At 57.3% G+C, this 25,470-nt stretch carries 24 protein-coding genes; 6 read left to right on the top strand and 18 right to left on the bottom strand.

Features of this window, described 5'->3' with window-relative positions; translation table 11 throughout:
- Position 1 precedes the first annotated feature (1 nt).
- Positions 2-1,189, bottom strand: coding sequence for a nucleoid-associated protein (locus tag QUE41_RS10005; RefSeq protein ID WP_286342732.1), 1,188 nt, complete (start codon positions 1,187-1,189; stop codon positions 2-4).
- Between the two features lie 368 nt (positions 1,190-1,557).
- Complete coding sequence (locus tag QUE41_RS10000) at positions 1,558-2,448, bottom strand: AraC family transcriptional regulator (protein ID WP_286342731.1); 891 nt, start codon at positions 2,446-2,448, stop codon at positions 1,558-1,560.
- 228 nt (positions 2,449-2,676) lie between these two features.
- Here QUE41_RS10000 and QUE41_RS09995 point away from each other — a divergent pair, with 228 nt between their 5' ends.
- Entirely contained in the window at positions 2,677-3,627 is a 951-nt protein-coding gene (locus QUE41_RS09995; protein WP_286342730.1) for an SDR family oxidoreductase, read from the top strand.
- 75 nt (positions 3,628-3,702) lie between these two features.
- On the opposite strand, the gene QUE41_RS09990 is transcribed toward QUE41_RS09995, so the two are convergent.
- Positions 3,703-4,554 carry a hypothetical protein gene (locus QUE41_RS09990; RefSeq protein WP_286342729.1) on the bottom strand — a complete coding sequence of 284 codons (852 nt, stop codon included), beginning with the start codon at positions 4,552-4,554 and terminating at the stop codon, positions 3,703-3,705.
- A gap of 292 nt (positions 4,555-4,846) precedes the next feature.
- Between QUE41_RS09990 and QUE41_RS09985 the strand changes: the two genes are divergently transcribed.
- Positions 4,847-5,194 carry a YajD family HNH nuclease gene (locus QUE41_RS09985; RefSeq protein ID WP_028110151.1) on the top strand — a complete coding sequence of 116 codons (348 nt, stop codon included), beginning with the start codon at positions 4,847-4,849 and terminating at the stop codon, positions 5,192-5,194.
- Here QUE41_RS09985 and QUE41_RS09980 read toward each other — a convergent pair.
- On the bottom strand, positions 5,178-5,960 hold the full coding sequence (locus QUE41_RS09980) for an ABC transporter permease (protein ID WP_286342728.1): 783 nt from the start codon (positions 5,958-5,960) through the stop codon (positions 5,178-5,180). The two genes, QUE41_RS09985 and QUE41_RS09980, sit on opposite strands and share 17 nt — an antisense overlap.
- A 171-nt stretch (positions 5,961-6,131) precedes the next feature.
- On the opposite strand from QUE41_RS09980, the gene QUE41_RS09975 reads away from it, so the two are divergent.
- The gene (locus tag QUE41_RS09975) at positions 6,132-6,800 is read left to right on the top strand and encodes a rhomboid family intramembrane serine protease (RefSeq protein WP_286342727.1); all 669 of its coding nucleotides are present in this window, start codon (positions 6,132-6,134) and stop codon (positions 6,798-6,800) included.
- On the opposite strand, the gene QUE41_RS09970 is transcribed toward QUE41_RS09975, so the two are convergent.
- The 3 genes from QUE41_RS09970 to QUE41_RS09960 form a co-directional block, all read right to left on the bottom strand.
- Complete coding sequence (locus QUE41_RS09970) at positions 6,797-7,606, bottom strand: alpha/beta fold hydrolase (protein WP_286342726.1); 810 nt, start codon at positions 7,604-7,606, stop codon at positions 6,797-6,799. The genes QUE41_RS09975 and QUE41_RS09970 overlap by 4 nt on opposite strands.
- A gap of 104 nt (positions 7,607-7,710) precedes the next feature.
- Positions 7,711-8,529, bottom strand: coding sequence for an alpha/beta fold hydrolase (locus QUE41_RS09965; protein WP_286342725.1), 819 nt, complete (start codon positions 8,527-8,529; stop codon positions 7,711-7,713).
- 144 nt (positions 8,530-8,673) lie between these two features.
- The gene (locus QUE41_RS09960; protein ID WP_286342724.1) at positions 8,674-9,732 is read right to left on the bottom strand and encodes a hypothetical protein; all 1,059 of its coding nucleotides are present in this window, start codon (positions 9,730-9,732) and stop codon (positions 8,674-8,676) included.
- Positions 9,733-9,988: 256 nt separating this feature from the next.
- On the opposite strand from QUE41_RS09960, the gene QUE41_RS09955 reads away from it, so the two are divergent.
- Positions 9,989-11,587 (top strand): ShlB/FhaC/HecB family hemolysin secretion/activation protein, encoded by a 1,599-nt coding sequence (locus tag QUE41_RS09955; RefSeq protein ID WP_286342723.1) that lies wholly within the window; start codon positions 9,989-9,991, stop codon positions 11,585-11,587.
- A gap of 6 nt (positions 11,588-11,593) precedes the next feature.
- Here QUE41_RS09955 and QUE41_RS09950 read toward each other — a convergent pair whose 3' ends face one another.
- Complete coding sequence (locus tag QUE41_RS09950; protein WP_286342722.1) at positions 11,594-13,615, bottom strand: NADPH-dependent 2,4-dienoyl-CoA reductase; 2,022 nt, start codon at positions 13,613-13,615, stop codon at positions 11,594-11,596.
- A gap of 170 nt (positions 13,616-13,785) precedes the next feature.
- Between QUE41_RS09950 and sppA the strand changes: the two genes are divergently transcribed.
- Both sppA and ansA read left to right on the top strand, forming a co-directional pair.
- Positions 13,786-15,618 (top strand): signal peptide peptidase SppA, encoded by a 1,833-nt coding sequence (sppA, locus tag QUE41_RS09945; protein ID WP_286342721.1) that lies wholly within the window; start codon positions 13,786-13,788, stop codon positions 15,616-15,618.
- 115 nt (positions 15,619-15,733) lie between these two features.
- Positions 15,734-16,744 (top strand): asparaginase, encoded by a 1,011-nt coding sequence (gene ansA, locus QUE41_RS09940; RefSeq protein WP_286342720.1) that lies wholly within the window; start codon positions 15,734-15,736, stop codon positions 16,742-16,744.
- Positions 16,745-16,792: 48 nt separating this feature from the next.
- Here ansA and QUE41_RS09935 read toward each other — a convergent pair whose 3' ends face one another.
- The 10 genes from QUE41_RS09935 to QUE41_RS09890 all read right to left on the bottom strand — a co-directional run bounded on the left by QUE41_RS09935 (position 16,793) and on the right by QUE41_RS09890 (position 25,468).
- Positions 16,793-17,743 (bottom strand): Acg family FMN-binding oxidoreductase, encoded by a 951-nt coding sequence (locus QUE41_RS09935; protein WP_286342719.1) that lies wholly within the window; start codon positions 17,741-17,743, stop codon positions 16,793-16,795.
- A gap of 162 nt (positions 17,744-17,905) precedes the next feature.
- Entirely contained in the window at positions 17,906-18,367 is a 462-nt protein-coding gene (locus QUE41_RS09930) for a DUF2059 domain-containing protein (RefSeq protein WP_286342718.1), read from the bottom strand.
- 37 nt (positions 18,368-18,404) lie between these two features.
- Positions 18,405-18,746, bottom strand: a complete 342-nt coding sequence (locus QUE41_RS09925; RefSeq protein WP_286342717.1) for a hypothetical protein — start codon at positions 18,744-18,746, stop codon at positions 18,405-18,407.
- A 41-nt stretch (positions 18,747-18,787) separates the two neighbouring features.
- Positions 18,788-19,843, bottom strand: a complete 1,056-nt coding sequence (locus QUE41_RS09920) for a M48 family metallopeptidase (protein WP_286342716.1) — start codon at positions 19,841-19,843, stop codon at positions 18,788-18,790.
- A 12-nt stretch (positions 19,844-19,855) separates the two neighbouring features.
- The gene (locus tag QUE41_RS09915) at positions 19,856-21,061 is read right to left on the bottom strand and encodes a YjgN family protein (RefSeq protein ID WP_286342715.1); all 1,206 of its coding nucleotides are present in this window, start codon (positions 21,059-21,061) and stop codon (positions 19,856-19,858) included.
- A gap of 111 nt (positions 21,062-21,172) precedes the next feature.
- Entirely contained in the window at positions 21,173-21,610 is a 438-nt protein-coding gene (locus QUE41_RS09910) for an MAPEG family protein (protein ID WP_286342714.1), read from the bottom strand.
- 312 nt (positions 21,611-21,922) lie between these two features.
- On the bottom strand, positions 21,923-23,044 hold the full coding sequence (locus tag QUE41_RS09905) for a DUF1963 domain-containing protein (protein WP_286342713.1): 1,122 nt from the start codon (positions 23,042-23,044) through the stop codon (positions 21,923-21,925).
- Between the two features lie 142 nt (positions 23,045-23,186).
- Positions 23,187-24,395: an EAL domain-containing protein gene (locus tag QUE41_RS09900; protein ID WP_286342712.1), complete on the bottom strand. Its 1,209-nt coding sequence runs from the start codon at positions 24,393-24,395 to the stop codon at positions 23,187-23,189.
- A gap of 332 nt (positions 24,396-24,727) precedes the next feature.
- Positions 24,728-25,192 (bottom strand): CreA family protein, encoded by a 465-nt coding sequence (locus QUE41_RS09895; protein ID WP_286342711.1) that lies wholly within the window; start codon positions 25,190-25,192, stop codon positions 24,728-24,730.
- Positions 25,193-25,195: 3 nt separating this feature from the next.
- Complete coding sequence (locus QUE41_RS09890; protein WP_286342710.1) at positions 25,196-25,468, bottom strand: YeaC family protein; 273 nt, start codon at positions 25,466-25,468, stop codon at positions 25,196-25,198.
- Positions 25,469-25,470: the final 2 nt, after the last annotated feature.

Raw genomic sequence — 25,470 nt, 5'->3', positions numbered from 1 at the left:
CCTAAATCAACTCATTTAATTGCTCAACATCAGCTTCATCGACAGTAAAAGTAAGGGTTGCTTCTTTTGTATCGGGGTTAAAGCAGAAAGCCTTATCAGAGTCCTTTCCTCCAATCAAATTCATCTTTATCTGAACACCGATTCCATTAACTCCCTTAATGTTGATCTCCTGCCCTTTCTTTACACCTAAATTTGTCGGTTCGATGTAGTCATTGACCTTATAATCTCCAACTTCAAGGTAAGATGAAAAAGCTCCTTCTGCGCTATAACCACCTTCTCTAAGTTCACTCTCTACAACCCTTACAAGCTCATCCTTTGTGATAAAGTCTCGATCTTTAGGCAAATTTACCATAGCGTGTTCGACGCAATCAAAAAGTTGATCGGTCAGGTCTGTTTCCAAGTCAGCGGACTTACAAAAATCATGAAGAGCTTCAAAGAAATTTTTAATCGATGTTTTATTGTTTGCATCCACATCACAGCCTAGAGCAGCCTTAAAAAATTCAGCACTAGAATGCCCTTGAATGAAGTGCAAATAAGTTTCATCCGCCGGCTTTTCTGGGTATACAGCATCAAACTGTGTAAGATCAATCATTGCAGCCTGTCTAAGAGCCTTCAGGTCAATATGATCTATTTCTTGAGGGATAATGGTTGTAGGGTCAAGCTTAAAGCCATCAGTCTGGGTAACCATTACAATAAGTAATCTGCCAGCATCATCTATATCATTTGACTTTTTGTAGTGCGTTACCACTACGTTGCCACCCGTAGGCTTAGAGCCTGATGTATCAAGAGCCGCAGACCGCAGTTTGAACATTAACTGTGAGGTAAGTTGTTGGACGTCAAGATCACCCTGAAGATATCTTTTCAATATACGAGGAAATGAGTTTGCTTCACCGCAATCATCAGCAAAGTGGCTATGGAATTTATTCTTTCGACTAAATTTTTGCTCGACCTCAACAACGAATCTGCTTGAAGCATCTGACTGGCTGACAGGCCATTCATCACCGACTCGACAACTAAAGGAAGCTGATCTTTCCTTGGTTAAAGCGCCAGCAATTGCAGAACAAATTGTCATCGGACACGAATGTGGTTGAAGCTGTGCCGCTCCACAACCATCATGCGTACATACCAAATCCTTCGTGCTGATAATGTGTCCACATGCTATACAGGGCTTTGTCTGTTCCGCCGTCATATCGTCTCGCCATACCAGTTATCTTCAATCGGCCATCATACACGTAATTATCGGTTTTTAAAGGGTAATTAAGAATAGCCCGACGCTTCTACTTATAAATGCTAATCCATATTTGATGAACCCAAGAATCAACATTTGATGAACATGATTTCCAAGCGTATGCATTAGTAGAAAAAACATAGCGCCAAAAGCCTGGGTCTAACAAACGACCGTTTTCTGGACCCAGACACAGGCATCGCTCTGTAGGGCCATCAACCTAGGGATGTGCTTTGTTGAGCCCATTGAAATGATGAACCCGGGTATGTTGAACCAGCAACACAATGAACGATTACTTCAAACACCGCTATTGACGGCACAGCAAACACGGCTCATTTCTCGCCCAATGATCTCTGAGATGTAGTCCACTGCTTTGGAGACTGCCCGTAAAGTCTTTTAAACTCCCGGCTGAATTGTGAGGTGCTCAGGTACCCTACTTCCAGCGCTGCCTGGTTGACGTTCATGCCACCGGCTATCTTCATTGCGGCGCTGTTCAGGCGCATCGACTTCACGTACTGAATGGGCGACATGGTGGTCGCTGACTTAAACTTGCGGTGGAACACGGCGCGGCTCATCCCCACCTGGGACGCCATCTCCTCAGTGGTGACGGACTCGGTTAAGCGTGAAGAGACGTATTCAATGGCCCGCGCAATGGCATTGCCAACACCAAATGCACGTCTGGCTGAGTCGCCAGCCTCCCCTTTCAGTATCGCGTAGTAGATTTCCCGAAGCCGACTCCTGCCAAGCACCGCGATATCCAAGGGGCTGTCCCCGAGTTGCAGCAGTCGTAACAAGGCGTCGGTAAAGGCATCATCCCACCCTGCCAGTGACAGGCCCTTGGGTTGTGAGTCCCCTTTGGGTGGTCGGAATGCCCCGGTGGCACTTTCCATCTCAATGGCCAACTCGGTTAATACGCGCGTATCCAGAGAGATGTACACCCCCAGGAGAGGCTCGTCAGGGGACGCCTGGTGGCTCCCTGCCTCCACAGGCATGGACATGGTGCAACACAGATAGTGGTTGCTATCGTACTCAAAGGCATTGCCATCCAATATGGCTTTCTTGGCACCACTGACTATGGCAATGACGCAAGGCTCATACACCGCAGGCGCGCAGCGAATCGGCTCGGTCACCCGGAAGAGTTGCACCCCCTTTATACCGAAGTCCACCAGGCCGTCTTCACTGACACTGTCTTCGATGATCTTTTTGATTAAGTCTCTGCTCATGCCTTCAAACTAACACCATGAAACGCCCGCCCCAACCCCAATGATACGAATAGGCACTCTTTCGCGACCATATCGTCTAGTGAGCCCCATTCCTGAGACATATAGTCTTATCCACTGGTAACAACGGTCGCCCTGGCAACCGATTTGCGCAGGGCTAAACGACAGTGTGAAAAGCAGATCGCTTCCGGCTGCTCGAGAAACAATGATTCGACATCAGGAATTTGGAATATGAACCTAGAAACACAGTTTGGCCCCGGAGGCTGGACTCCCGAGCGTCTCGGCAATCTGACCGGCAAAACCTATGTCATTACCGGTGCCAATACAGGCACAGGCTTCGAAGCCGCACGTGTGCTGCTGTCCAAAGGCGCAAAGGTGGTGATGCTTAACCGAAACCCGGATAAGTCCGCCGTCGCCATTGCGGCACTGAAGCAGGAGTTTGGCAGCAACGCCAAAGTGAGCTTTGTGCGCATGGATTTGGCAGAGCTCGACTCCGTTCGATACGGGGCAGCAGAGCTGCTGCATCAGGTTTCCCACATCGATGCGCTCATATGCAACGGCGCCATCGCTCAATTAGCCAAACAGGCCTTCACGGCAGATGGTTTCGAAAGCCACCTGGGAGTAAACCACTACGGCCACTTCCTGCTATGTGGCTTGCTGTTTGAGAGACTCGAACAATCAAAGGGCCGCATCGTGGTTGTCGCCAGCGAAGGCTACAAGATGGGCCTGAAAACCATCCAGTTTGACGACATGAACTGGGATAGGAACTACGACCCCAACAAGACCTACTGCCACAGCAAACTAGCGCAGATGATGTTTGCCTATGAACTGCAGGACAAAATTCAGCAGGCAAACTCGGAGGTAGAGGTTTACGTATGCCACCCGGGCGCGTCCAACACCTCGCTAATCCGCGACAACGCCAGCTTAGCTACACGGCTTACCTGGTCGTTGATGGTGAAAATGGGACTGGCTCAGACCGCTGAAAGAGGCGCCTACCCAGAGGTCATGTGTGCAACCGAAGATAACCTGAAACAGCGTGCATATTATGGCCCGACCGGGCGAATGAACTTTGGCGGCCCGGTGGGCGAATGCCGGCTTGAACCCTTCGTCTTAGATAAAGAGGTGCTGACAAAACTGTGGGCGCTCTCCGAGAAAGAGACTTCCTTGCGCTGGTCAATCTAGCCCAGTTCTCGACAGAGAAACCGTTGGCACGTAAAGCATTATGAGGGCCTGCCTAAGTGCAGGCCCATTTCCCTGCTAAAACTGCGTCTCTAACGACAGCTTGAAGATGTCATCGATGTAGTCATGATCATCCAGAGGCGCCAGCCAGCGTGCGGATATGGCCAATCTGTTGGTAAAGGCCCATTTGATCTCCGCTTCGGCGGAGAAGATGTCGTTATCGAAAGCCACCGGGTCGCCGTTCTCGTCCAGAACCGGGGCGAACAGCTGAGTGGAATCGTCGACGTCGGTATGGGCAAACACCAGTTTCACTGACGTCGACAGATAGCCGCTGGCCTCTCCGGTGTCTGCGGCCAATACCGGGAACAACACCGCGGCCCCTAGCCTCACGGTGGCACCAAAGGCCGTTTCCGAGTTGCCATCCACCTCTTTAAGGTCTTTAAAGCTCAAGGTGATGTCACCGCCCAATGAACAGTGACCAATGGAGTTGGTGTCACTTAAGAAGGCGCAGAACTCATCGCCCGCACTCTGATAGGTCCAAAGCAGGGGAAACTTGATGGCCAAGCCTGACTCGGGGTCGAGCAGCTTAACGGTGTTGGCGTCCTTGTTGGAGTCATCGGACACCACGTCGCTGTAGTAGAGCTGGAAAGGCAGTTTGTGTCTGCCGCCAAACCACAGGTAATAGTTGATGGCATTGAATTTTAGCTGTTGGCTGTCTCCGGCCTGCCCGGCAGACAGGCTACCGAACAAGGAATCGGTCTCAGCAAATTCAAAGAATGCCCAGCGTCCCTGGGCGATGTCAGAGCCGGCTAGGCTCTTATCAAATGCAGAGGTGTCCTTGGTGCTCTGTTGATACACGCTGGTAAACGGGTCGGCGGCAAATGCGCCAAAGCTCATGGCGCACAGCAGTGCAGTGGTGATCGTTTTCATCTCTAAGTCCTTTTAGTGATGTTGAAGGTCGATACACCAAGCTAGAGGCAGACGCTTTCACCCTCAATAGCGATTCTCGCGCAATCTCTAGGGACATTGCCCTTTGCTGCCACCTAATGGTGTTCTGGCGCCAGAATCAATGCAGCCAACATCTGCGATGAGCCGGTGTTGACGCGGATTAAAATGTCGCCGACAAGATGCGCTTTGTCGGCGGTATCTCTTCTTTGAGGGGGGGCTGGGTGCTACTATCCGGGCTTAGCACCATGACAAGCCATACCCGGAGAGAGTTAAGATGGCGATCATTCCAAAGAACTATTCACAGCTTGAGCAAGGCTACCGTGACAAGGCGCTGAAGCTGTTCCCCTGGGTCTGTGGCCGCTGCGCCCGCGAGTTCCAATACTCCAACCTGCGTGAACTGACGGTTCACCACATCGACCACGACCACACCAACAACCCCAACGACGGCTCCAACTGGGAACTGCTGTGTCTCTACTGCCACGACAATGAGCACGAAAAGTACACTCAGGCAGCGCAATACGGCACCACGGTGGAAGCCGGTGAAGATCTCAAGCAGGATCTGGCCACCAGCAACCCCTTCGCCAACCTCAAGGCGATGATGGACGCTAAGAACAAAGGTTAACCCGACCGGTGGCGGTCACCAGTCTCGGCAGCGCCAGGCTGAGGGTGACCGCGGCAGAAACGCTGGTCATCACCAGTACCGCCACCATGATCACCATCTGATACTTGATGGCCACTATGGGGTCGGCGCCGCCGAGGATCTGACCGGTCATCATCCCCGGCAGGGTTACTAAACCTGTGGTGGCGGTTGTGGCCAAAATGGGCCCCTGGGCCGCCGCCAGAGACTCTCTGACAAAGTCCGCCGCCGCTGTGGTGGGCCTGGCGCCCAAGGCCAGCGCACCCTCATACTCCCCTGCCCGCTCCTTAAACGACGCGCCCAGTCGCTGCAGGGCGATGACGTTGGCCCCCAGGCTGTTACCCAGCAGCATGCCAGCCAGTGGGATCATGTATCGAGCGCCCAATATGGGCTCAGGGCGAATCAGCGCCATCAGCATTAATGCCAATAGCGGCACCACCACCAGCGCCAAGCCGGTGGCCACCGGCAGCATCACCCGCTTAAGCGGCATCTGGCTCTTGCCGGTTACAGAATGGGCGCCCACCACCACCATCAGCAGTATCCAGCCAAGGTTGAGCCACAGGCTGTCCAGGGCAAACAGGGAATTGAGGTAGACCCCCACCAGGGTCAGTTGCAGCAGCATGCGGCCAACGGCCAGCCCGCCCTCTTTGCCCAGGCCCAATTTAAACTTGTGATTGATGTAGAGAGGCACAGCCAAAACGCTAAGAAACAGCGTCAGTTGCCACCAGGGAATGTCCACCACCTGGTTCATGGGGCGGGCCTGCGCGAAGCCGAAATGATCGAATTCATGGAAGTTGCGTATAAAAGCATTGATTTAACTAAGTATAACCCCCAAGTCTACACTTAAGGTGACAGGCTTGTCTGAAATAGGCGCAATCGATTTCCGGTCTCATAAGTAGGCCGACGTCGTAAGGGAGGTGACATGGGTAAAGACTATTCCATCTGGCAGAGCCTGAAACTCAGTGCCTTATTTGTCGCCTTTTTGTGGATGGTGATGGTGTTTGAAGCCTTTACCGGCTGGAACCTGTTTCACTTCGGCATCTACCCCAGAGAGAGCTTTGGCGCCCTGGGCATACTGTTCGCCCCCTTTCTTCATGGCTCCGCCGAACACCTGGCCGCCAACAGCCTGGCCCTGCTGATTCTGGGCTCAGCCCTGCTGTACGGCTATCCCCGCTCCCGCTGGCCGGTGCTGATCATCATCTGGCTGGCCTCCGGGGCCGGGGTCTGGCTGTTTGGCCGCGCCAGTTTCCACATCGGCGCCAGTGGCATCACCCATGGCCTGTTCTTCTATCTGTTCTTTATCAGCCTGCTCAGGCGGGACAAGCGCTCCATCGCCCTGATGATGATCGCCTTCTTCATGTACGGCGGCATGCTGATGGGCATCTTCCCCAGAGATCCGCAGATCTCCTTCGAGTATCACCTGTTCGGCGGCGCCGCCGGATTGGTCAGCGCCTTCATGTTCCGAAACTGGGACCCCTTGCCCAGGCGTAAGGTGTACGACTACGAACGGGTCCAGGAGGAAGAGGACGACGCCATCGGCGATCTGTGGCAACAGCCGCCGCCGGAGACCTCACGGCGTCATTGGGACTAAGCGACCTTGTCGCTCCTCTTTGCGTCCAGCCACTCTAGCACCATCTGATTGAAAGCCTCGGCTTGCTCCACCATCACCCAGTGGCCGGTCTCCAGGGAGCGGGCGGCGCTGCTGTCGGTACTGTTAAGCTTGTCTATCCAGGCCTGGGAGTGGAAGTTGAAGGGTTTGTTGCTGCCGTAGATGAATAACATGGGGTGGTCGATGACCACCGGCTTGATCCCCAGCCTTTGCTTGGTCAGAAGCCCCTTCCACAGCCAGTAATAGGGAAAGTTCATGCCGCTGTGAATGTCGCCCCGAGGCGCCGGCGCGCCCATCGCCTTGGCGATAAACCGGGTCATTGGGTTGCCCAGAAAACGTCCCAGTTTCCAGCACAGGGCCAGATAAAGCTGATAGCTGGCCGCCATCAGTTTGGCGCCTGTGGTCAGCTTGTGGTCTTTCGAGCCTGAGTCGCCCACATCTACGGCAATGATGCGACTGACCCGTTCCAGGTGACGCATGGCGTACTGATAGCCGTAGAAGCAACCCCAATCGTGCAGCAGCAGGGTCACCGGTGCTTTGGGCGACGCCAGATTGATGGCGGTATCCAGCGCCTGCATCATCTGCTCCATGTTAAGCAGCTGACTCTGCTGACCACGTTCGAAGCCGGGCAGCGAAAATCGTGCACAGCGATAGTGAGTCTTAAACGCAGACACCTGGGCGTCCCACAGCCGATAGTTGTCGGGCCAACCATGGATCATCACCAGGGTCTGGTCGCCATGACCCTCCAGGTGCAACTCCATGCCATCCTTGCCGATTATTGTTTCCATACTCTGTCTTTCAGCTCTTTTTCAGCCTGTTCTGATTGGACCACTATTGTGACAGAGCTCACATCGAACTCAAGGGCACTGAAGTGCCCCTGTGCTGTTTTCAATCAGGCCGCGCTTTTTTCGCTCACCGGCCTGTCCTCAGACAGCCACTCCACCACTGTCTTGTTAAAGCGCTCAGGCTGTTCGGTCATCACCCAGTGTCCCGTGGGCAACGCCTCGATGCGGTTTTCCGGTCTGGCGGCCATCTGCTTTTCCCAACTCTCGGAGTGGAAGCTCACCGATTTGTTGGCGCCATAGAGAAACAGCAGCGGACACTCTATTTTGAGCGGAAGGTTCCCCAGAGGGATGTTGCGAAAGGTGCGGCCCCACTTCCACCAGTATGAATAAGTCATGCCGCTATGAATCGACTTTGGGTCGCCGGGCGCCTTCAGCCAATGAGCCATCTTACGGGTCATGGCATCCCCTGTGGTGCCGCCAATGAGCCAGGCCATGGCCAGGAAGATCTGATAGCCAAAGGCGAACAACTTGGCTTTGGTGGGCAACTGATGGTCCTTGGAGCCTGCATCCCCAATGTCCACCGATACGATGCGCCGCACCCGGTGCTGATGGCGCAGGTAGTACTGATAGCCCCAGATGCAGCCCCAGTCGTGGATCATCAGGGTCACCGGCTTGTTCGGGCTTACCTTGTCGACGATGGCGGCAATCTGGGCCACCAGGTCTTCCAGGGTATAGAGCTTGCGGGTGTGGGCCGGGTCGTAGCCCGGCAGGGTAAAGCGGGCGCAACGAAACTGATGTTTGAGCGCCGCCACCTGACCATCCCAGAGCCTGTGGGTGTCGGGCCAGCCGTGAATCATCACTATGGTTTCATCGCCCTCCCCTTCCAGATGCACCTCTATCTCGTTTACCTTAACTACCTCAGTCATCTTCCGTGCCCCCAGCATTAATTAGAGTATATACTCTATTTTTATCAGGGCAGGATTTCCGTGATCTCAGTCAAAGGCAAAGGTCGGACGATTTTGCCGACAAAAAAGGCGCCAATCGGCGCCTTTTTCTGCATCTTCGCTGGGTTACTGGTTCAGGTACCACTCGAAGTAGCTCTGGCTCTTCAGGGCCTTGGTCGACCCCTTGAGGCTAAAGTCATAGCCACACAGGGTGAAGCTACCGCGACGGGCCAGCTGCTTGATGATGATCTCGGTGTCCAGGGGCGAGAAGTTGGCCATGAAGTAGCTGTCTGCCTCCACCTCGACGCTGTAGGGGCGATAGGCACTGTCATCGTTGAACACCAGCTCGGCGCAGCTGGCGTCGCCTTCGGCCTTGGCGAAATCCCATACCTGACCGGCGGCGGTTTCATCCCCCTGCCAGCGAATGGTCAGGGCCCCCTTGGTCATCCACAGCCAGTAGCTGTCGGGCATCTTCAGAATCGCTTCGGCGCGGGGGCGTTCCGGCGCCACCTGAGCAGGTTTCTCGGCTTCCACCACTTGAGGCTCTGGGGCCATCAGGCCATCGATCAGGTCTGGGGCAACCGGTGCCACCAGGGCGGAGACAAACACCAGCACCAGGGCGCCCTTGGCCGCCACCGGCATGGATGAGAGGTTCACACTGTCACGCCACAGAGCCAGGTAGAGGCTGACGCTGTCCGGCAGGTCCTCGCTCTCCTCCGCCGCTGCCGGCTCCTGGGCGGCGGGGGCCGCATCGCCGGCCAGAGAAGGCTCAACCCGATTACGGTTTACCGAAGTGGTCACCGAATGCACCATGGGGCCGCGATAGCCATTGACCTGAACGCTGTCCAGGGCACGACTGGCGGGCCTGAGCGCCAACTGTGCCACGGCGCCGGCCCACAACACCAGCAACAACATGGCCGCGCCACTGGTGAGATAGGGAATGGCCGCGATGAACACCAGAGTCATGGCCACAGGCAGCACCAGCGGCCAGCCTTTGGCGCCACTCTCCTGCGCCCGGCGCACCGTGGCGGCGCGAATCACCGGATAGAGCAGCAGGGCCAGCACCAGGGCCAGGTAGCGGGCCACCACAGGCGCCCCGAGGAACAGGCTGGTGACGGCGGCACTGCCGGCCAGCGACATGCCGAGAATGGCAGCAAAGCGTAGGGGGCTATCTTGCCCTTTCACACAAAAGAGGGTTTTCAAATCCGGTCCCAAAAAATCCGATTGGCGTTATAACCCTTCAAGGGTATCGAAATCCAGCGACTCTGTCAGTGCAAATTCTGCCCATTCAGCGCTGCAGCAGGCATTGGCACTGCCATCCAAGGCTGATGGGGCATGCCTGTGAAGATGCGCTAAAGCGTCCAACAAAGCTACTGAAATTTGGCAATTTCTGCGATTTAAGCCGATAGTTATTCCATGACTCTCCAAGGAGAACACGCCTTTGACGCTGCGCCCTGTGCCCACCCACCTGTTGTTTCTGGCCCTCCTTGGCCAGGGGGCCGTTGCCGCGCCATCAGAAAATCAGAAGGCGGAGCCAGCGCGCGAGCACCAGTGCCACCCGGCCCGGGTCGAAACCATTCAGTACAACGTCTTCTCCCCCGATGAGCCCGGCTTCACCTGGCTGCACGAGTGGGCCAACAAGTTCCACATCATCACCAAACCGGTAACCATTGAGGATCAGATTCAGGGTTTTGATCTGTGCGGCGACCCCTATGGCCTCTACGAGGTGGAGCGTCACCTGAGAGAGCTGCCCTACATCCGCAGCGCCCGGGTGAGCGTCAAGGATGAAACCGCCGACAGCGAAGAGCGGGTGGTGCAGGTGGAGACCTGGGACACCTGGACCCTGTTGCCCAAGTTCGACTTCAGCCGTCAGGGGGGCGAATCCAAGTTCGGCATCGGCATCATCGAGGGCAACCTGCTGGGCTACGGTGCCCACACCGAACTGGCCTATTTCAACGAGACCGACCGAACCGGCTATGTGTTCGACCTGGAAACCGGCCTGTTTCAGGGCAAGCACCTGACCGGGCGCATCACCCTGGTGGACTCCGACGACGGTGAACGCACCCGGCTGCGCATCGAACGTCCCTTCTACTCCCTCAATACCCGCTGGGCCACCTACATGGACTGGGACAACGAGACCCGGGAAGACACGGTGAAACAGGGGGGCGAAGACATCAACGAGTTCGGCGTAGATCTGCAAGCCTTCCTCGCCTCCTGGGGCTGGTCCAACGGGCTGCAGGGGGAAAAAGTGCTGAGATACCGGGTGGGCCTCACCTATGAAGATCGCCAGTTCAGTGCCATCCCCGAAACCACCCTGCTGCCGGAGAATCGCAAGCACCAACAGGGCTGGTTTCAGGTGGAGTACCTCGAGGATCACTACTCCGAGGTGTTCAACCTCTATCTGATCAACAAGGTGGAGGACGTTAACTTCGGTGCCGCCGCCTGGCTGCGCGCCGGCTGGGACTTTGAAAATCAGGGGCTGGTGCTCGCCGGTGCCTTTACCCAGGGGCACCATCTGACCGATCACTCTCGCTGGTTCTACCGCATGGTGCTCGACAGTGAACCGGTGGACGAGGACAGCTACCGCTACCTGCTGAATATCCGCAATGAACTGTTCGTCGACATCAACGGACGCTGGCGCTGGTACAACAAGGTGGACGCGGTGGCGAGCCACAACCAGTATCTGGACCAGCCCGTGGCCCTGGGGGGCGACACCGACATGCGCGGCTATCCGGTGCAGTTTCAGCACGGCGAGCACAGCCTGCTGATGAGCAATGAGCTGCGCTACTACCCGGGGCTCACCTGGTATCAAATTCTGGAAGTGGGGGGCGTGGCGTTCTGGGATCTGGGCAAAACCTACGGAGAGACGCCCTATCAGGAAGACAATGACGAGTTGCTGCAGAGTGTGGGCTTGGGCCTGCGCCTGTACGCCTCACACTCCAGCAACAACGTCATCCATATGGACCTGTCCCACCCCATCACCGATCAGCAAGGGGTGGACAACCTCGAGTGGCGCCTGCAGGTGCGCGCCTACTTCTAACTCAGGTTATGCCAGACTGCCCACCACTTCGGCGGCCTGACGTATCGCCCGCTTGGCGTCCAGCTCTGCCGCCACATCGGCCCCGCCGATGAGCACATAGGGGATCTGGCGGGACTCCAGCTCAGGCACCAGGCCACGATTGGACTCCTGACCGGTACAGAGCACCACGGTATCCACCTCAATCAGCTTCTCCTGATCCTCATGGCGGATATGCAGCCCTTGGTCGGACACCTTGAGGTACTCCACCCCGGCCAGCATCTTGACGCCGCGATCCTTGAGCACGGTGCGGTGGATCCAGCCGGTGGTCTTGCCCAGGCCCTTGCCCGGTTTGCTGGCTTTGCGCTGCAGCAGGGTGATCTCCCGGGCCGACTCAAACGCGGTGCTGTCCCTGTCGGTCAGGCCGCCACCGGAGACATAATCCGGATCCACGCCCCACTGCTTCAGCCACACCTGAGGGTGCAGGGTGGCAGACTCGTGGGCTTCAGAGAGGAACTCCCCCATGTCGAATCCGATGCCGCCGGCGCCCATCAGAGCTACCCGCTTACCAACCTCGGCTTCACCCTTGAGCACCTGCTGGTAGGTCACGACCTTGGCGTTGTCCACGCCCTCAAGCTTGGGCACCCTGGGGGTTACCCCGGTGGCCAGCAGCACATGATCGAAAGACTTGAGCTTATCCGCATCCGCGTCTTCACCCAGACACAGCTCCACCCCAAGACGATTGAGGCGCTGCTTAAAGTAATCCAGAGACGCCTTGAACTCCTCCTTGCCGGGGATCTTGCTGGCTAGTTTGAACTGCCCGCCCAGTTCGGCGTCCCGTTCAAACAGAGTCACCTTAAAGCCGCGCTCGGCAGCGTAACAGGCACTGGCCATCCCGGCCGGGCCGCCGCCAATCACCGCCACGCTCTTGCCCGAGCTGGCAGGCTCGAGCTTGAGCTCGGTTTCGTAACAGGCGAAGGGGTTCACCAGGCAGGTGGCACGCTTGAGTGAGAAGGTGTGGTCCAGGCAGCCCTGGTTGCAGCCGATGCAGATGTTGATGTCTTCCCCTTCATCTCGGGCCGCCTTGTTGACGAACTCGGCGTCCGCCAGCAAGGGCCGGGCCATGGACACCATGTCCGCCTGACCGCTGGCGAGGATGGTTTCCGCCACTTCCGGGGTGTTGATGCGGTTGGTGGCCACCAGGGGCACAGACACTTCACCCTTGAGGCGTTCTGTGATGAAGGTGAACGCCGCCCTGGGCACACTGGTGGCAATGGTGGGAATGCGCGCCTCGTGCCAGCCGATGCCGGTGTTGATGATGGACACGCCCGCCTGTTCCAGCCACTTGGCCAATTGCACCACCTCTTCCCAGTCGTTACCGCCCTCGACCAGATCCAGCATGGAGAGGCGGAAGATGATGATGAAGTTCTCCCCCACCTCTTTGCGGATGGCGCGGACCACTTCAAGGGGGAACTTGGCCCTGGCCTGTATGTCGCCGCCGTACTCATCCTTGCGCTTGTTGGTGCGGCTGCACAGGAACTGGTTCAGCAGGTAACCTTCGGAACCCATCACTTCGACGCCGTCGTAACCGGCTTTCTGAGCCAATTTAGCCGACGCTGCGTAATCCTTTACGGTGCCGCGGATCTGTCTCAGGCTCATCTGGCGTGGCTTGAAGGGTGTAATAGGGGCCTTGATGGCGCTGGCAGAGAGGCTGAACGGGTGGTAACCGTAGCGACCTGCGTGCAGAAGCTGCATGCAGATCTTGCCATCCTCCGCGTGCACCGCATCTGTGATTCGACGGTGCTTGGAGACCTGCCAGGGAAAGCTCAACTGGCTGGCATGAGGCGCCAGACGGCCGCGGAAGTTGGGTGAGATCCCCCCGGTAACGATCAGGCCCACTCCCCCACGGGCGCGCTCGGCATAGAAGGCGGCCAGCTTATCGAAACCGCCCTTCTCCTCCTCCAGGCCGGTATGCATGGAGCCCATAAGCACTCGATTTTTCAGTGTGGTAAAGCCCAGATCCAGGGGCGCAAGCATGTGGGGGTAACTCATGACAGAAACCTTAAACATCCATTTAAAACTGGTGTTCAGATTACCCCGGAGTGATCAAGATCACAACCACGTTGTGGGAGGCGAATTAAAAAGCCTTACAATTGCAGTCTGACATGGATGCAGCGCATCTGTAATATAAGTAGGTCAATAGTTTAAGGATAGAGATACGCATGTCTGAGAAACGCGCATGGCCGATTCGATTTGTCGGCTTTACTTGGAAAGTAATTAACGTCTTCAGACGGCTGATACTGAACCTGGTGTTCTTCGGCTTCCTCGCCCTCCTGCTGGTGGGACTCAGTCAGGACCAGATCCCTCAGGTTCCCCAAGGCGCCGCCCTGGTGTTGAACCTGGAAGGCAAGCTGGTTGAGCAGCCCAGGGAGATGGATCCCTTCGAGATGATTGCCGGCAGCGGCGACAAGGAACAGGAGATCGTTCTGGAAGATCTGATCGAGGTGATCGAGAGCGCCGCCCTGGATGACCGCATCTCAGGCATCGTGCTGCGCCCGGGTGGCGTCTATGGCGGCACCGCCAAGCTGGAGCTGGTGGGCCAGGCGCTGAGCCGATTCCGCGACAGCGGCAAGCCTGTGATCGCCCAGTCCGGCTGGTACACCCAGGGTCCCTACCTGCTGGCCACTTACGCCGATGAGATTCAGTTGAATGCGTCCGGTACCGTTGCCATTGAAGGCATGGGCATGTATCGCCTGTTCTACAAAGATCTGCTGGATAAGGTTGGGGTGAAGACCCACCTGTTCCGTGTCGGCAAGTACAAGTCCTTCGCCGAAAGCTACTACCTCAACGAGATGTCCGAGCCTGCCAAGGAGGCCAATCAGTCTCTGCTTGACGACATCTGGGGCCAGTACAAAACAACGGTGACCAGCAACCGCACCCTGACCGAGGGTCTGCTGGACCGCAACCTGGACCAGCTGGAAGCCGGCCTGGAGCAGGTGGATGGCGACTTCAGCCAGTACGCCCTGGACAACGGCCTGGTGGACAGCGTGCTGACCTCGGTGGAGATGCGCGACCAGATGTTTGAGCGCTTCGGTGCCAAAGCCGATGACAAGAGCAAATTCAACGGTGTCTCTTGGCAGGACTATGCTGCCCAGATGACCCCTGAGATCAATCTGCCCGGTCGCGACCAAGTGGCGGTGATTGTTGCCCAGGGCCCCATCGTCCCCGGCGACCAGCCTGCCGGCACCATTGGTGGCTACTCCATGTCCAAGCTGCTGCGTCAGGCCCGCGAAGATGACCAGGTGAAAGCCGTGGTGATCCGCGTCGACAGCCCCGGCGGCAGTGTGTACGCCTCCGAGCAGATCCGTCAGGAGATTCTGGCACTGAAGGACGCGGGTAAAACCGTGGTCTCCTCCATGAGCTCTTTGGCGGCCTCCGGCGGCTACTGGATCTCCGCCAACGCCGACCGCATCTACGCTCAGCCCAACACCATTACCGGTTCCATCGGCATCATCGGCATGATTCAAACCTTTGAAGAGACTGCCAAGACCGTGGGCGTGAACATGGACGGTGTGGGCACCACTGAGATGGCCGGCCTGAATGTATTCAAGCCCCTGCCCGACTCCTTCAAGCGCATCATGCAGATGAACCTCAACAAGGGCTACGCCGACTTCATCAACCTGGTGGCCACCGCCCGTGACATCCCGGTCGAGAAGGTGGACGAAATGGCTCAAGGTCGTGTCTGGAGTGGCGCCGCCGCCAAAGAGCTGGGTCTGGTGGACGAGCTGGGCAGCCTGGATGACGCCGTCGCCGGTGCCGCCGAAATTGCCGGCATCACCGACTACGACACCGTGCTGATCGAGAAAGAGCTCAGCCCGGAGCAGCAGATCATTCAGGAAATCCTGAAAAACGCCTCTGTTGAACTGCCTCAGTCCGAAAGCAGCAAGCTGATGGGCATGGTGAAACAGACTCTGCTGGGGCCGCTGGAACAGCAGCTGAAGCTGTCTGATCCACAGAACGCCTACATGCTGTGCCTGGAGTGCAGCGAACTGTAAGCCCGCTCCACTGCTTTCTAAACGCAGACGATAAGGCCTCCTTCGGGAGGCCTTTTTGCACTCAACCGCCCCACATCCTATAATCCGGCCATCCTGGCCTACCCCTTTGAGCACAATGACAAAAAAACGGATCTACATCGCCTACACCGGCGGCACCATCGGTATGCAGAAAACCGATCAGGGCTACGCCCCCACCGCCGGCTTTCTCACCGAGCGGGTCAAGGCCAATCCCGAGTTCCAGCGGGCGGAGATGCCGGAGTTTGAGATCTACGAATACGCCGATCTGATGGACTCCGCCAACATGACCCCGGAAGACTGGCAGCACATCGCCGACGATATTCAGGCCCGCTACGACGAGTTTGACGGCTTCGTCATCCTCCACGGCACCGACACCATGGCGTTTACCGCCTCCGCCCTCTCCTTCATGCTGGAGGGGCTGACCAAGCCCGTGGTGGTGACCGGCTCCCAGATCCCCTTTGCCGAGCTGCGCTCCGACGGTCAGCACAACCTGCTGAACGCCCTGTTCCTGGCGGCCAGCCACCCGGTGGGCGAAGTGTGTCTGTTCTTCAACAACAAGCTGTTCCGCGGTAACCGCACCACCAAGGTGCACGCCGACGGTTTCGATGCCTTTGCCAGCCCCAACCTGCCGCCCTTGCTGGAAGCGGGCATCCACATCCAGTCTGGGCCGGGCGTGACCCTGCTTGAGTCCGAAGGGCCCCTTAAGGTGCATCCCATCACCCCGCAGCCCATTGGGGTGGTCACCCTCTACCCGGGGATCTCCTCAGAGGTGATTCGCAACATCCTGCTGCAGCCGGTCAAGGCGCTCATCCTGCTCTCCTTTGGCGTGGGCAATGCCCCTCAGCGTCCGGAACTGCTGGATCTGTTCAAAGATGCCCGTAAGCGGGAGGTAATCATCGTCAATCTGACCCAGTGTCTTCAGGGCAAGGTGAACATGAGCGGCTATGCCACAGGCAATGCCCTGTCTCAGGCGGGGGTGATCAGCGGCTTTGACATGACGACAGAAGCGGCTCTGGCCAAGCTGCACTTCCTGCTGAGTCAGCCCATGACCTTCGATGAACGGCTGGATGCCATGGAGCAAAGCCTGCGCGGTGAACTCAGTCGATAGGACGTGTTGATAGAGTAAAGGACAGCCCTCAATCGAGGGCTGTTTTTGTTAAACCGGGTCCAACATACCCGAGAGTGGACGCCTGGCAGATGCCACCGCCTGTTCTATGGGTCGGCCGACCCTGAGCAGCACCTGAGGGTGAGCCAGTCCGGTGACCTTAGCCAGCCGGGTCCTCAAACGGCTCACCTGTATGGGCTGGTTGAGGAAGGAGCCCTGATATCCCCGCTGACAGCACCCAAGTAGTACCCTCTGCAAAGCCTGACCGGTTTCCAGCCACTGCCTGGGTCCGTCACCACAACTGGACAGCACCAGCAACAGGGGGGCCTTCTCCGCCAGCCGGGTGTTTTTGCGCGCCATCATGGTGCCCAGGTTAAACCAGCGAATCATCGCCCGGATAAATGGCGACCACAGGGCGGACACCGCCAGCCCCTCACCCCGGTTCGCAGGCAACATCCATCGGGCCAACTCCCGGCGCCAGGCACGGTCTGCCCAAAGTGCTTTGTCCCCGCGGGCAATCAGATCGGCGATGCGGCTGCGCTGGGCTTCGCTGGAGACCGCCGCCAGCTGTACGCTCTCCAGCTTGGTCCACTGACGCAGCTCACTGATGAGATCGCCGTCGTCAAACCCGGCTTCATACTCGCTGCGTACCGTATGGCGATTGGGGATAAGGTCGGCCAATTGAGCCAGGGCCGGCTGTTCGGCCGCTTGCGGGCACTCCACCACTCTGGCCAGCAGCTCCGGATTGTCCGCATCCGGCAGCAGTTGTACCTCAATGCCGAGCTGTGCCTTGGCGGCGGCCAGCCTCATGTTCATCAGGGCACAACCGCAACTGATGTGAAGCTCACGATCATTGGGATCATTGACAGGCAGAGCACGGGAGCTATCCGCCAGCAGTTCGATACTGTGATCCTGAAGCCGAAACCGCCAGGGCTGGCTGTTGTGGCTGGAGGGCGCCAACATCGCACTGTGAACCATCTGACGTGCGGTCTGTTTATCCATAGCACCCTCCCTCTATCTCTTCAGGCGTGACTCGGTCAGCGTGACTGCCCCATTACGCTAACTATAAGTAAAACATCTTTTTTCAGCCTCTGCGTAATTATCCACATCAAATTGGACAGTCTGGCGTTTATACGTAAAAAGCGGCTGATTGGGGTGTCTTACTCAATGGGACCGGCTCAAAAACTCTTCTCTTTCGCGAACCATCTGCTGCAGCTCCTGGATGTTCTCATCCAGTCGCCGCTCGCCGATCATCATCGCCTCCTCCATCAGTTGAGGTTGCAATCGCAACATCTTCTGGCCGACCTGGGTACGGTAGAACTCGGTCAGTTGCCTAAGTTCCTCTTCGCTAAAAGCTTCCTGATACAGGGCAGCGTAATCCTCTTTGACGCTGTCCCAGCCGGCGTGCTTGAAGTAGAACACCTTGAGCGTCTGCCTGAAGGGCTCCATCTCAGAATTGGCTCGGACCTGGTGATCCAGAACCACCTCCAGGCTTTCATTGGTGAGGCGCTCCGCTCCCATGGCTTCCAGCATCTCATAGGCCACCTGCAGGTGGGAGTTGGCCCAGACCGGCAAGGCTGTCAGCAAGACGACAGCCAACAGGCTGGTGAACAAGGCACGGGACATCATATCTCCAATAATTCTGGTGTGTTTGGCATGAGGCTCAGACCGCCACTATCAACATGCCTTCGGTGTAGCTGAATCCGTAGCCGGCGACGTCGGTAGGCAGCAGACTTGTCTGAACATCGTGTCGGCCTGAGATCACCGGCGTGACCGAGACTATGGTCAACCCCTTGGCCAACAGGGATTCGATGGCTTCGTTGACCCGCTGCGCCAGGGCGTCACCGTCTATACGGCAGTCCGAGCGCTCCTCTTTGGTCTCATGCCTGACCTGGCTTTTGGGAATGTGTCTGCCGCTCCATAGGGCATCAGCATCCTCCGGCGTCGCTCTGCGACTTCTATTCTCAACACGAAATTCGCTGGCAACAAAAACAGTCTGTGCCATATCAATACCTCTCCTTGGTTTGTGATGAGTTGGGCGAACTCTTACTGCTCGCCCTCTTCAGGATTGACGGCATCCTCTGCCGCATGAATGCGTTCCCGAGTCTCGGGGTGAGTGCTCAGGTACTGAGTCCAGTGCCCCGAGCTCTCCTCATCCAGTGACTGGTGACTGGACTCGGCCAACAGGCGCATGGCGGTGGCAAAATGAATCGGTGACAACCCCAGCCGCTTTAGCTGCTGGTGAGCAAAGTGGTCCGCTTCGGACTCCATCTCTCTGGAAAACACGCTGTTGATAAGGCTGCTGCCGGCGCCGATGATCACCTCACCGGCCCCCTCGATGTCCCCCAGCAGCATGGCAAACAGCACACTGTTGGCGGTGGCCCGGGCCAATTGTTTCAGGCCGTGTTGATGCTCGACATGGCCTATCTCATGGAGCAGCACCGCCGTCAGGGCATTGGGTTCATTCTCCATCAGAGTGACTATCTCATCGGTGAGCACCACTGTGCCGTCGGGCAAGGCAAAGGCGTTGGCGCCCATTTTGCTGCTGCGAAATAACAGCTGATAGTGGTTGCTGTCCAGCGACAGGTGCTGCAGCGAGTGTTGCCACTGACCTCGTACCCGTTCTTGTTGGGTCTCACTGAGCTCACTGGGATCCATCAGGGTCTTGTCCAGCAGATAGAGCGTCTGCTCGCCAAGCTGGCGCGGCACCGCATCGGGCAACAGCGACACCGAGGCATCGGCCGCGGCCGGAAGAGCCTTGGTGACCATCACCCACAAAAACAGGGGCACCACCAGTACCCCGGCCAACACCGCGCTCCAGTGTCCCTCCAGCCAATGCAAGGCTCGCTGACCGCCGGAGGTTTGTGGCCAGCGAAAACGGACGTCGTCCGGGGTAAACAGGCCACCGTCGCCAAAGCGCAACTCCACCGCCAGCCCGGCCAGCACCTCCCCCTGCTCACAATCACCGAAGTCGCAGCACCTGTGTGGGGCATTGCTGCCCTCCAGGTAGAGGCTCAGCTCTTCCTGAACCAGTTCGACCCGCCCCTTCTGGCTTTGACTGCTTCCGGGGGCCAGGTAGACCCCCTCTATCTGAAGACTCATTGACCAAGCCTATCAGGTGATGGACAGATCAAGATCGAACAGACCCGCCGCCTCTTCACCGAAGGCGGAGTCCCCTTCGCCAACGGTGTTGGTAAGGGCATCGGCACCGGGCAGCAGCATGACGCCGATGGCGTTGGTCATGTACTTGAGTTTGCGCACCTGGGTAACCGGATAGGCCAGCCCCAGGGTGCAGGCCAGCATCACTGCATTGATGGTCATCATTCTCATGAAGCTGCCGGTTTTGATCTCGGGCTTAAAGGAGAACACACCCTCAATCTGAGTCTCGCCAATCAGGTGGTTCAGCACAATGCTCTGATACAGGGCACGCACCATAAAGCTGACCAGGAAGGCGCCGGCGTAAAACATCAGAATGGGTATCAGTTGGAAGTCTGGCTCGCCTTCGGCGTTGAAGCTTGCAATACCCTCGCCCACTCCCAGCACGGTAAACAGGGCAATAAACAGCACGAAGCCCAACCCCAGACCGGCGAAGGAGGCTTTGTAGTAGCTGCCGCTCGAGGTGTTCACTTCGAAGCGCTTGCCACCATAGGTGGTGTGGCTGTAGAGGTATTGATCCATCTTCTTAAACACCCAGGGCATCGCCAGATACAGGGTGAAGGCGCCGACAATAGGCAGCAGCACAAAGGTCGCTAGCAGACCGAAGTAGCTGCCTTCGAAGGAGAAACGCACGTTCTTATAGGCGGTCATCCGCATGGAGAAGCGCATTCCCTGGAGAATCAGCCAGGGGGTCGCGACCAGCAGGCCTAAACTGAAGAGCATGCCGGCAAGGGGTGACAGCTGAGACAGCACCGTGAAGCCAATCAACACGGCGACGGCAATTATCCGCCCTTTGAGAATCTGCATCGGCTTAGCCAGGTAACGGAAGCTGTGGCCTTCCAGTTTGGTGTGGCCCAGCAGATACTGATTGTTGCGCACCTTGGCCCAGGCACTGTAGATGCCGAGAGTGACGATGCTCAGCAGCAGGTTGACGATCCACAGTTTGAAGTAGTCGCCGCCGCTGCCGGTGAACTCGAAGGGGGCCTTCCTGGCCTCCTTACTGAAAATGGCCTCCCTCTCCGCCGTTACCTGAGCCTCCTGCTGATGTTTCTCGGCAATCAGCTGTTTGAGGCGGGCAGCGCGCTCTGGAAACGCGCGTTCATCCACCTGGGCCAGGGCATCCACCAGCTCTGTCAGGCTGTAGTTCTCGTAGTTAGGTTCCATCTGTCCTCTCGTATCCCTTCTCCAATAGGCGGAGACAAAAAATTCTGCGCCCTAATCTACCTGCATCCACTAGTGAGATAAAGGGGCGTGTTCTCAGTTTATCTAATTAAATCAGTGCATTTGACGCATGAACGACAGGGTGGCAATGGCCGTCAGGGCAAACAGGGGAATGTTGGACAGCAGATAGACCGCAAACCTGAGTTCAATCTTGTTGATCAGGGCCTGCACCAGGCTGTGGGCCACCCTCAGCAGCACGTAGCTCCAGGCGAGAACCTGGACAGCACTGCCCTGCTCCTCCAACAGAACCAGGACGATGAGCAGCGGGTAAAACAGCGTAGGCTGCTCCATCAGGTGATTGAAGTTGTCGGCTTTCCAACGCACCTTCGCAGGCAGTTGGTCCATCTGCTCGCCCCGGAGCGCATTGGGGTCCAGTGACATGCCGGACTTAAGAATGGCGGGAATTCGGGTGGCGTACATCCACAGCCACATCACCAAAGACCAGAGGATCAGGGCCAGGAGCGGACCCAGCAAAGGAGAATATTGACTCATATCGACGTCCTGTCTGGTAAGGGGTTTTCAGGTCAGTGTTCATTCCATTTTCAGAACCGCTGAGGTCGCGCCTGATTTGAACGCCAATGCCACCTGAACCTGATTCTCGAGTGGTTTGACACTCGCAGCCTTGCGGCAAAATTATTGTGCTTTACGACAGTGGGAAATTCAGACTCTACCTTTACACTGCAACCTGTTTGAGGCAACCACTGGACCTGGAACTTTGCCGTTACCTTCAAGTGGGCACCCAGGGTGCGCGGCCTCCGCCTCAGCTTTTTTGATCCCTTACGAGTCTGAGTCGGTGGCAACGCGTCAGTCGTAGTAATAGGTATGGGTCAGTTGCTGCCAATCGGTCGCGTTACCCGCCAGGGCCGAGGTCGGCAGGCTGAACAGGCTACCACCGTGCTCGGTGTGCATCATGTGCAACAGCGGCTGGTGCCCCTCGGGCAACATCTCCCGCTCGTAACCGTACAGCCGTGGCAGCAGGCCAAAGTCGTAGCTCGCCCTCTCCTGCTCCAGATCCCTCTGCCTTGGCCGTAGCTCAGTCGGCAACCGCTCCATCGCCTTGGCCAGCTGCTCTTCCGCCTCAGGCAGTTTGCGGTAGGGACGCCAGGACAGGGCACGCCCCTGATCGGTAACCTTCAGACTCAGCGCCGTCAGCCGCCTCTCTGGCAACACTCGCCACGCCGCCGCATCGGCCGGGACCTCGGGCCAGAACAGGGCCACCGGCTCGCCGCCGGGTTCCTCTCCTAAATCCTCGTCGGGTTGGGTCACGTAAATCTGCAACAAGCCATGGCTTGGCAGCGGATGAGGCAGTTCGCCCTGGATAAGCTCATCGAAATTGATCTGCACCGCCAGAACCAACCTGGGATCCGCCGCCAATGGCGCCGGCAGTGAGGCCTGCGGCAGCCACGGAAGACCACCCCAGTGGCTCTGCCAGGGGTGCAGCAGCGGCTGGGAGTGGGCGCGGAACCCGCAGCAGAGATCGTGGCAGCCGCTTTTCAGGGCATCGATGCGGCGACGCGTCGCCAGGGCCGCGGCGAACTTGTCGGCATAGTGGCCACTGTCGGCAACCCCCTCCTCCACCCCATGGCGCGCCTCGTCGGCCGCCAGCAGCATCAGGTAGGGGGCGGCACGGTACTGCTTATTCAGCAGCTCCGCGCTGCTGTCGGTAGCCTCAGGGTAAAGATCGCCGATCTGCCACCTGACATCGGCACAGGAGGACGGGTCCGCGCCACGGTCCAGCAACCAGCGGACCGCCAGAGCGCTGGGAGCCGGTTTGGCCATCAGCAGCTCCAGGGCAGTGCGTCCCTGAGGATCGGTGGCATCCACCCCGGTCCCCTGCTCCAACTCGGCCTCTAAGGTCTCCACCAGATCCAGGAAAGTGGCATCGCTCTTCACCCGCTTTAGGCTCTGAAACCAGACTGCGCTCATTTTGCTTCCTAATAATCAATGCATTACCGATTGATTGTAAGGAGTATTAATCACCAGGAAAAGAGGGGCAGCGACGGCTGCTCACAACCTGAGCCGCCTGCGTACACGCCGGGTCGCCGCGGTTCACTGACTGGCCGCTGCGCTACTCCCCCACGGCCTTATCCTCTCGGGTACTGCATTGCTCCCCTCTGAATAACCTCTGCTCCACCAGGTAGTGCTCAAGCTCATGCAGCATCTGCATCACCAGATCCGACTGGCGCGAGAGCTTCCTCATCAATTCAACCAGCGGCTTGCCGGTTTGTCCGGCGTCCACGGCCACCATCAGCTCGCCCAGTATCTGATGCAACTCTTTGTGACTCTGATGAAGCTTGCTGAACCAGATGGTGTTTGAGAAGCAACGACCCGGCCCATAGAGCCACTTACCCAGGCGGCACTGGGAGTGATGGGCTTCGGGCCAGCCCAGCGCATTGGCGTCGCTGATAAAGTCCAGGTTGTAGACGCTGTCGATGACCGCCTTACGCCACTGGATGTGATCGAGCTGAGCCATGTGCAACATGCCCAGCAGTTGAGAGGGCCAGCTCCGACCCTCCTGCAAGAATTTAAGAAAGTTGTTCAGGGGCAGCGGCGGACTGATCCAATAACCCTGGGCCACACTGCAGCCGGTGTTTTGCAGGAGGCGATAGCAAGACTCCGTTTCCACCCCTTCTGCAACGATCTCCAGGTCCATGTTATGGGCCATCTGAATGCTGGACTGGACGATGGACAACTCCTTTTCCGACGCTTCCACCTGGCTGATGATCGACTTGTCTATCTTAATGGTGCTGAACGGCCAGCGCGCCAGGGTGCCCAGGTTGGAGAATCCGCGGCAGTAGTCGTCCATCACCAGGCGAATGCCCATGCTCTTGAGCTTGTTCAGATTTTCGATCACCACCGGGCACTCATTGAGTACCACGGTCTCGGTCAGCTCAATCTCCAGTTGATCCGGGATGATCTCTCCCCGCTCGATCCCCTCCAGCAATACCTTGACCAATTTCCGGTTCTGGAAGTCATGGGCAGACACATTGAAAGAGATGGGGAGCGGTTGGTTTTCCTTGTTGATCTGACCAATGTCTGCGATGAGGCGCTTGACCATGCACAGGGTCAAACGATTGATGAAGCCATTGGACTCGGCCTGGGGAATGAAGGCGCCGGGAAGAATGACGGTACCGTCCGCCTTAATCCAACGAATCAGCGCTTCGGCGCCGCAGATCTCTCCGGTGACCATGGAGACTTTAGGCTGATAGAAGAACTCAAATTCACGCCTGTGCAGTGCGCTTTCCAGATCCCGTCTTGTTGTTGCCCTGGCGCTCATAGAGATGTCCGATTGTTGGTGACAAAGAAAACAGAACGAATCTTGTTGCTATGCCCAATATCCCTGGCATCGGTCCCTAAGAGCGCAAACTTTTGTTACTTATCCTTCACAACTTCAATGAGTTGCTGGCTGCTCTGCTGGGCACTGGTGAAACTCTAATTTCTGAATTCTGCAATCGAAAGTACGGAGATCTCAGTTTTAGCCCAAACTAATATAAAAAGTCGCCAAGTGGATAATATTCCCCATTATTACCCACCGAAGGGCACAAACAGGGTTCAGATTCAGTCTGTCGGGCATCCATTAAAAAGGGCCCCTTGTGGCCCCTTGTAACATCAATCCTGGCTTGGCCTGGATGTAAACGCCTGAGTGCCCCACAGAGGCACAGTGGAGAGCGAATGCTTGTAGCTGCCCTTGGTCTCCTTGGTGCTGTAAGCGATGTAGAGCAGAGTCTGGGTCTTCTGATCCAGGATTCGTCTGATCTTCAGGCTTTTGAACAATACGCTCTTGGACTTTTTGAACACCACCTCACCGGACTTGCCGGTGTCGATGGCGGCGATCATCGCCGGGGTGATCTCACCGGTCTGGCGACAAGCGATCCCCATGTCACTGGGATCGGCAAAATCCAGGTCCGCTTCGATGTTGGAGATGTGACAGGTCACGCCGGTCACTATGGGGTCCTGCAACACCTCGACCTTGATGTCCTTGGTGGTGAACAATCCCAGGGAGACATCCCCCACTTCGTTGTTGTCGCAGCCCGACAGGGCCAGGGCCGCCAGGGCCAGAATCCAGGCTCTCATGAGTTACTCCGGCTTAAGACGGGTGATCTGATTCTCGTCGAACTGATGTTTCAGCACATCCTTGGACAGATGATTGATCTCGCCATCTTTGCCCACGGTCAGGTGCTGATTCTCGTTGTTGTGATTGGACTGCCAGACAATCAGCGCCTGCATGGCGGACTCTCTCTGCTCATCGGTCACCAGGGTGCCATCGGGCCATTTGCCAATCTCAACCGCAGTCTGAAGCTTCTGCGCCAGTTCTGCGTCCATGTTCGCTGCCAGTTTTTGCCATTCCATGC

The sequence above is a fragment of the Ferrimonas sp. YFM genome (genome assembly GCF_030296015.1).
GTDB lineage: Bacteria > Pseudomonadota > Gammaproteobacteria > Enterobacterales > Shewanellaceae > Ferrimonas.
This window is presented reverse-complemented; position numbering and strand designations above follow the sequence as displayed.

Excerpts from the sequence above, each read along its gene's own strand:
- QUE41_RS10005 (WP_286342732.1), bottom strand. The coding sequence starts at position 1,189 with ATGACGGCGGAACAGACAAAGCCCTGTATAGCATGTGGACACATTATC.
- QUE41_RS10000 (WP_286342731.1), bottom strand. The coding sequence starts at position 2,448 with ATGAGCAGAGACTTAATCAAAAAGATCATCGAAGACAGTGTCAGTGAA.
- QUE41_RS09995 (WP_286342730.1), top strand. The coding sequence starts at position 2,677 with ATGAACCTAGAAACACAGTTTGGCCCCGGAGGCTGGACTCCCGAGCGT.
- QUE41_RS09990 (WP_286342729.1), bottom strand. The coding sequence starts at position 4,554 with ATGAAAACGATCACCACTGCACTGCTGTGCGCCATGAGCTTTGGCGCA.
- QUE41_RS09985 (WP_028110151.1), top strand. The coding sequence starts at position 4,847 with ATGGCGATCATTCCAAAGAACTATTCACAGCTTGAGCAAGGCTACCGT.
- QUE41_RS09980 (WP_286342728.1), bottom strand. The coding sequence starts at position 5,960 with ATGAACCAGGTGGTGGACATTCCCTGGTGGCAACTGACGCTGTTTCTT.
- QUE41_RS09975 (WP_286342727.1), top strand. The coding sequence starts at position 6,132 with ATGGGTAAAGACTATTCCATCTGGCAGAGCCTGAAACTCAGTGCCTTA.
- QUE41_RS09970 (WP_286342726.1), bottom strand. The coding sequence starts at position 7,606 with ATGGAAACAATAATCGGCAAGGATGGCATGGAGTTGCACCTGGAGGGT.
- QUE41_RS09965 (WP_286342725.1), bottom strand. The coding sequence starts at position 8,529 with ATGACTGAGGTAGTTAAGGTAAACGAGATAGAGGTGCATCTGGAAGGG.
- QUE41_RS09950 (WP_286342722.1), bottom strand. The coding sequence starts at position 13,615 with ATGAGTTACCCCCACATGCTTGCGCCCCTGGATCTGGGCTTTACCACA.
- sppA (WP_286342721.1), top strand. The coding sequence starts at position 13,786 with ATGTCTGAGAAACGCGCATGGCCGATTCGATTTGTCGGCTTTACTTGG.
- ansA (WP_286342720.1), top strand. The coding sequence starts at position 15,734 with ATGACAAAAAAACGGATCTACATCGCCTACACCGGCGGCACCATCGGT.
- QUE41_RS09935 (WP_286342719.1), bottom strand. The coding sequence starts at position 17,743 with ATGGATAAACAGACCGCACGTCAGATGGTTCACAGTGCGATGTTGGCG.
- QUE41_RS09930 (WP_286342718.1), bottom strand. The coding sequence starts at position 18,367 with ATGTCCCGTGCCTTGTTCACCAGCCTGTTGGCTGTCGTCTTGCTGACA.
- QUE41_RS09925 (WP_286342717.1), bottom strand. The coding sequence starts at position 18,746 with ATGGCACAGACTGTTTTTGTTGCCAGCGAATTTCGTGTTGAGAATAGA.
- QUE41_RS09920 (WP_286342716.1), bottom strand. The coding sequence starts at position 19,843 with ATGAGTCTTCAGATAGAGGGGGTCTACCTGGCCCCCGGAAGCAGTCAA.
- QUE41_RS09915 (WP_286342715.1), bottom strand. The coding sequence starts at position 21,061 with ATGGAACCTAACTACGAGAACTACAGCCTGACAGAGCTGGTGGATGCC.
- QUE41_RS09910 (WP_286342714.1), bottom strand. The coding sequence starts at position 21,610 with ATGAGTCAATATTCTCCTTTGCTGGGTCCGCTCCTGGCCCTGATCCTC.
- QUE41_RS09905 (WP_286342713.1), bottom strand. The coding sequence starts at position 23,044 with ATGAGCGCAGTCTGGTTTCAGAGCCTAAAGCGGGTGAAGAGCGATGCC.
- QUE41_RS09900 (WP_286342712.1), bottom strand. The coding sequence starts at position 24,395 with ATGAGCGCCAGGGCAACAACAAGACGGGATCTGGAAAGCGCACTGCAC.
- QUE41_RS09895 (WP_286342711.1), bottom strand. The coding sequence starts at position 25,192 with ATGAGAGCCTGGATTCTGGCCCTGGCGGCCCTGGCCCTGTCGGGCTGC.
- QUE41_RS09890 (WP_286342710.1), bottom strand. The coding sequence starts at position 25,468 with ATGGAATGGCAAAAACTGGCAGCGAACATGGACGCAGAACTGGCGCAG.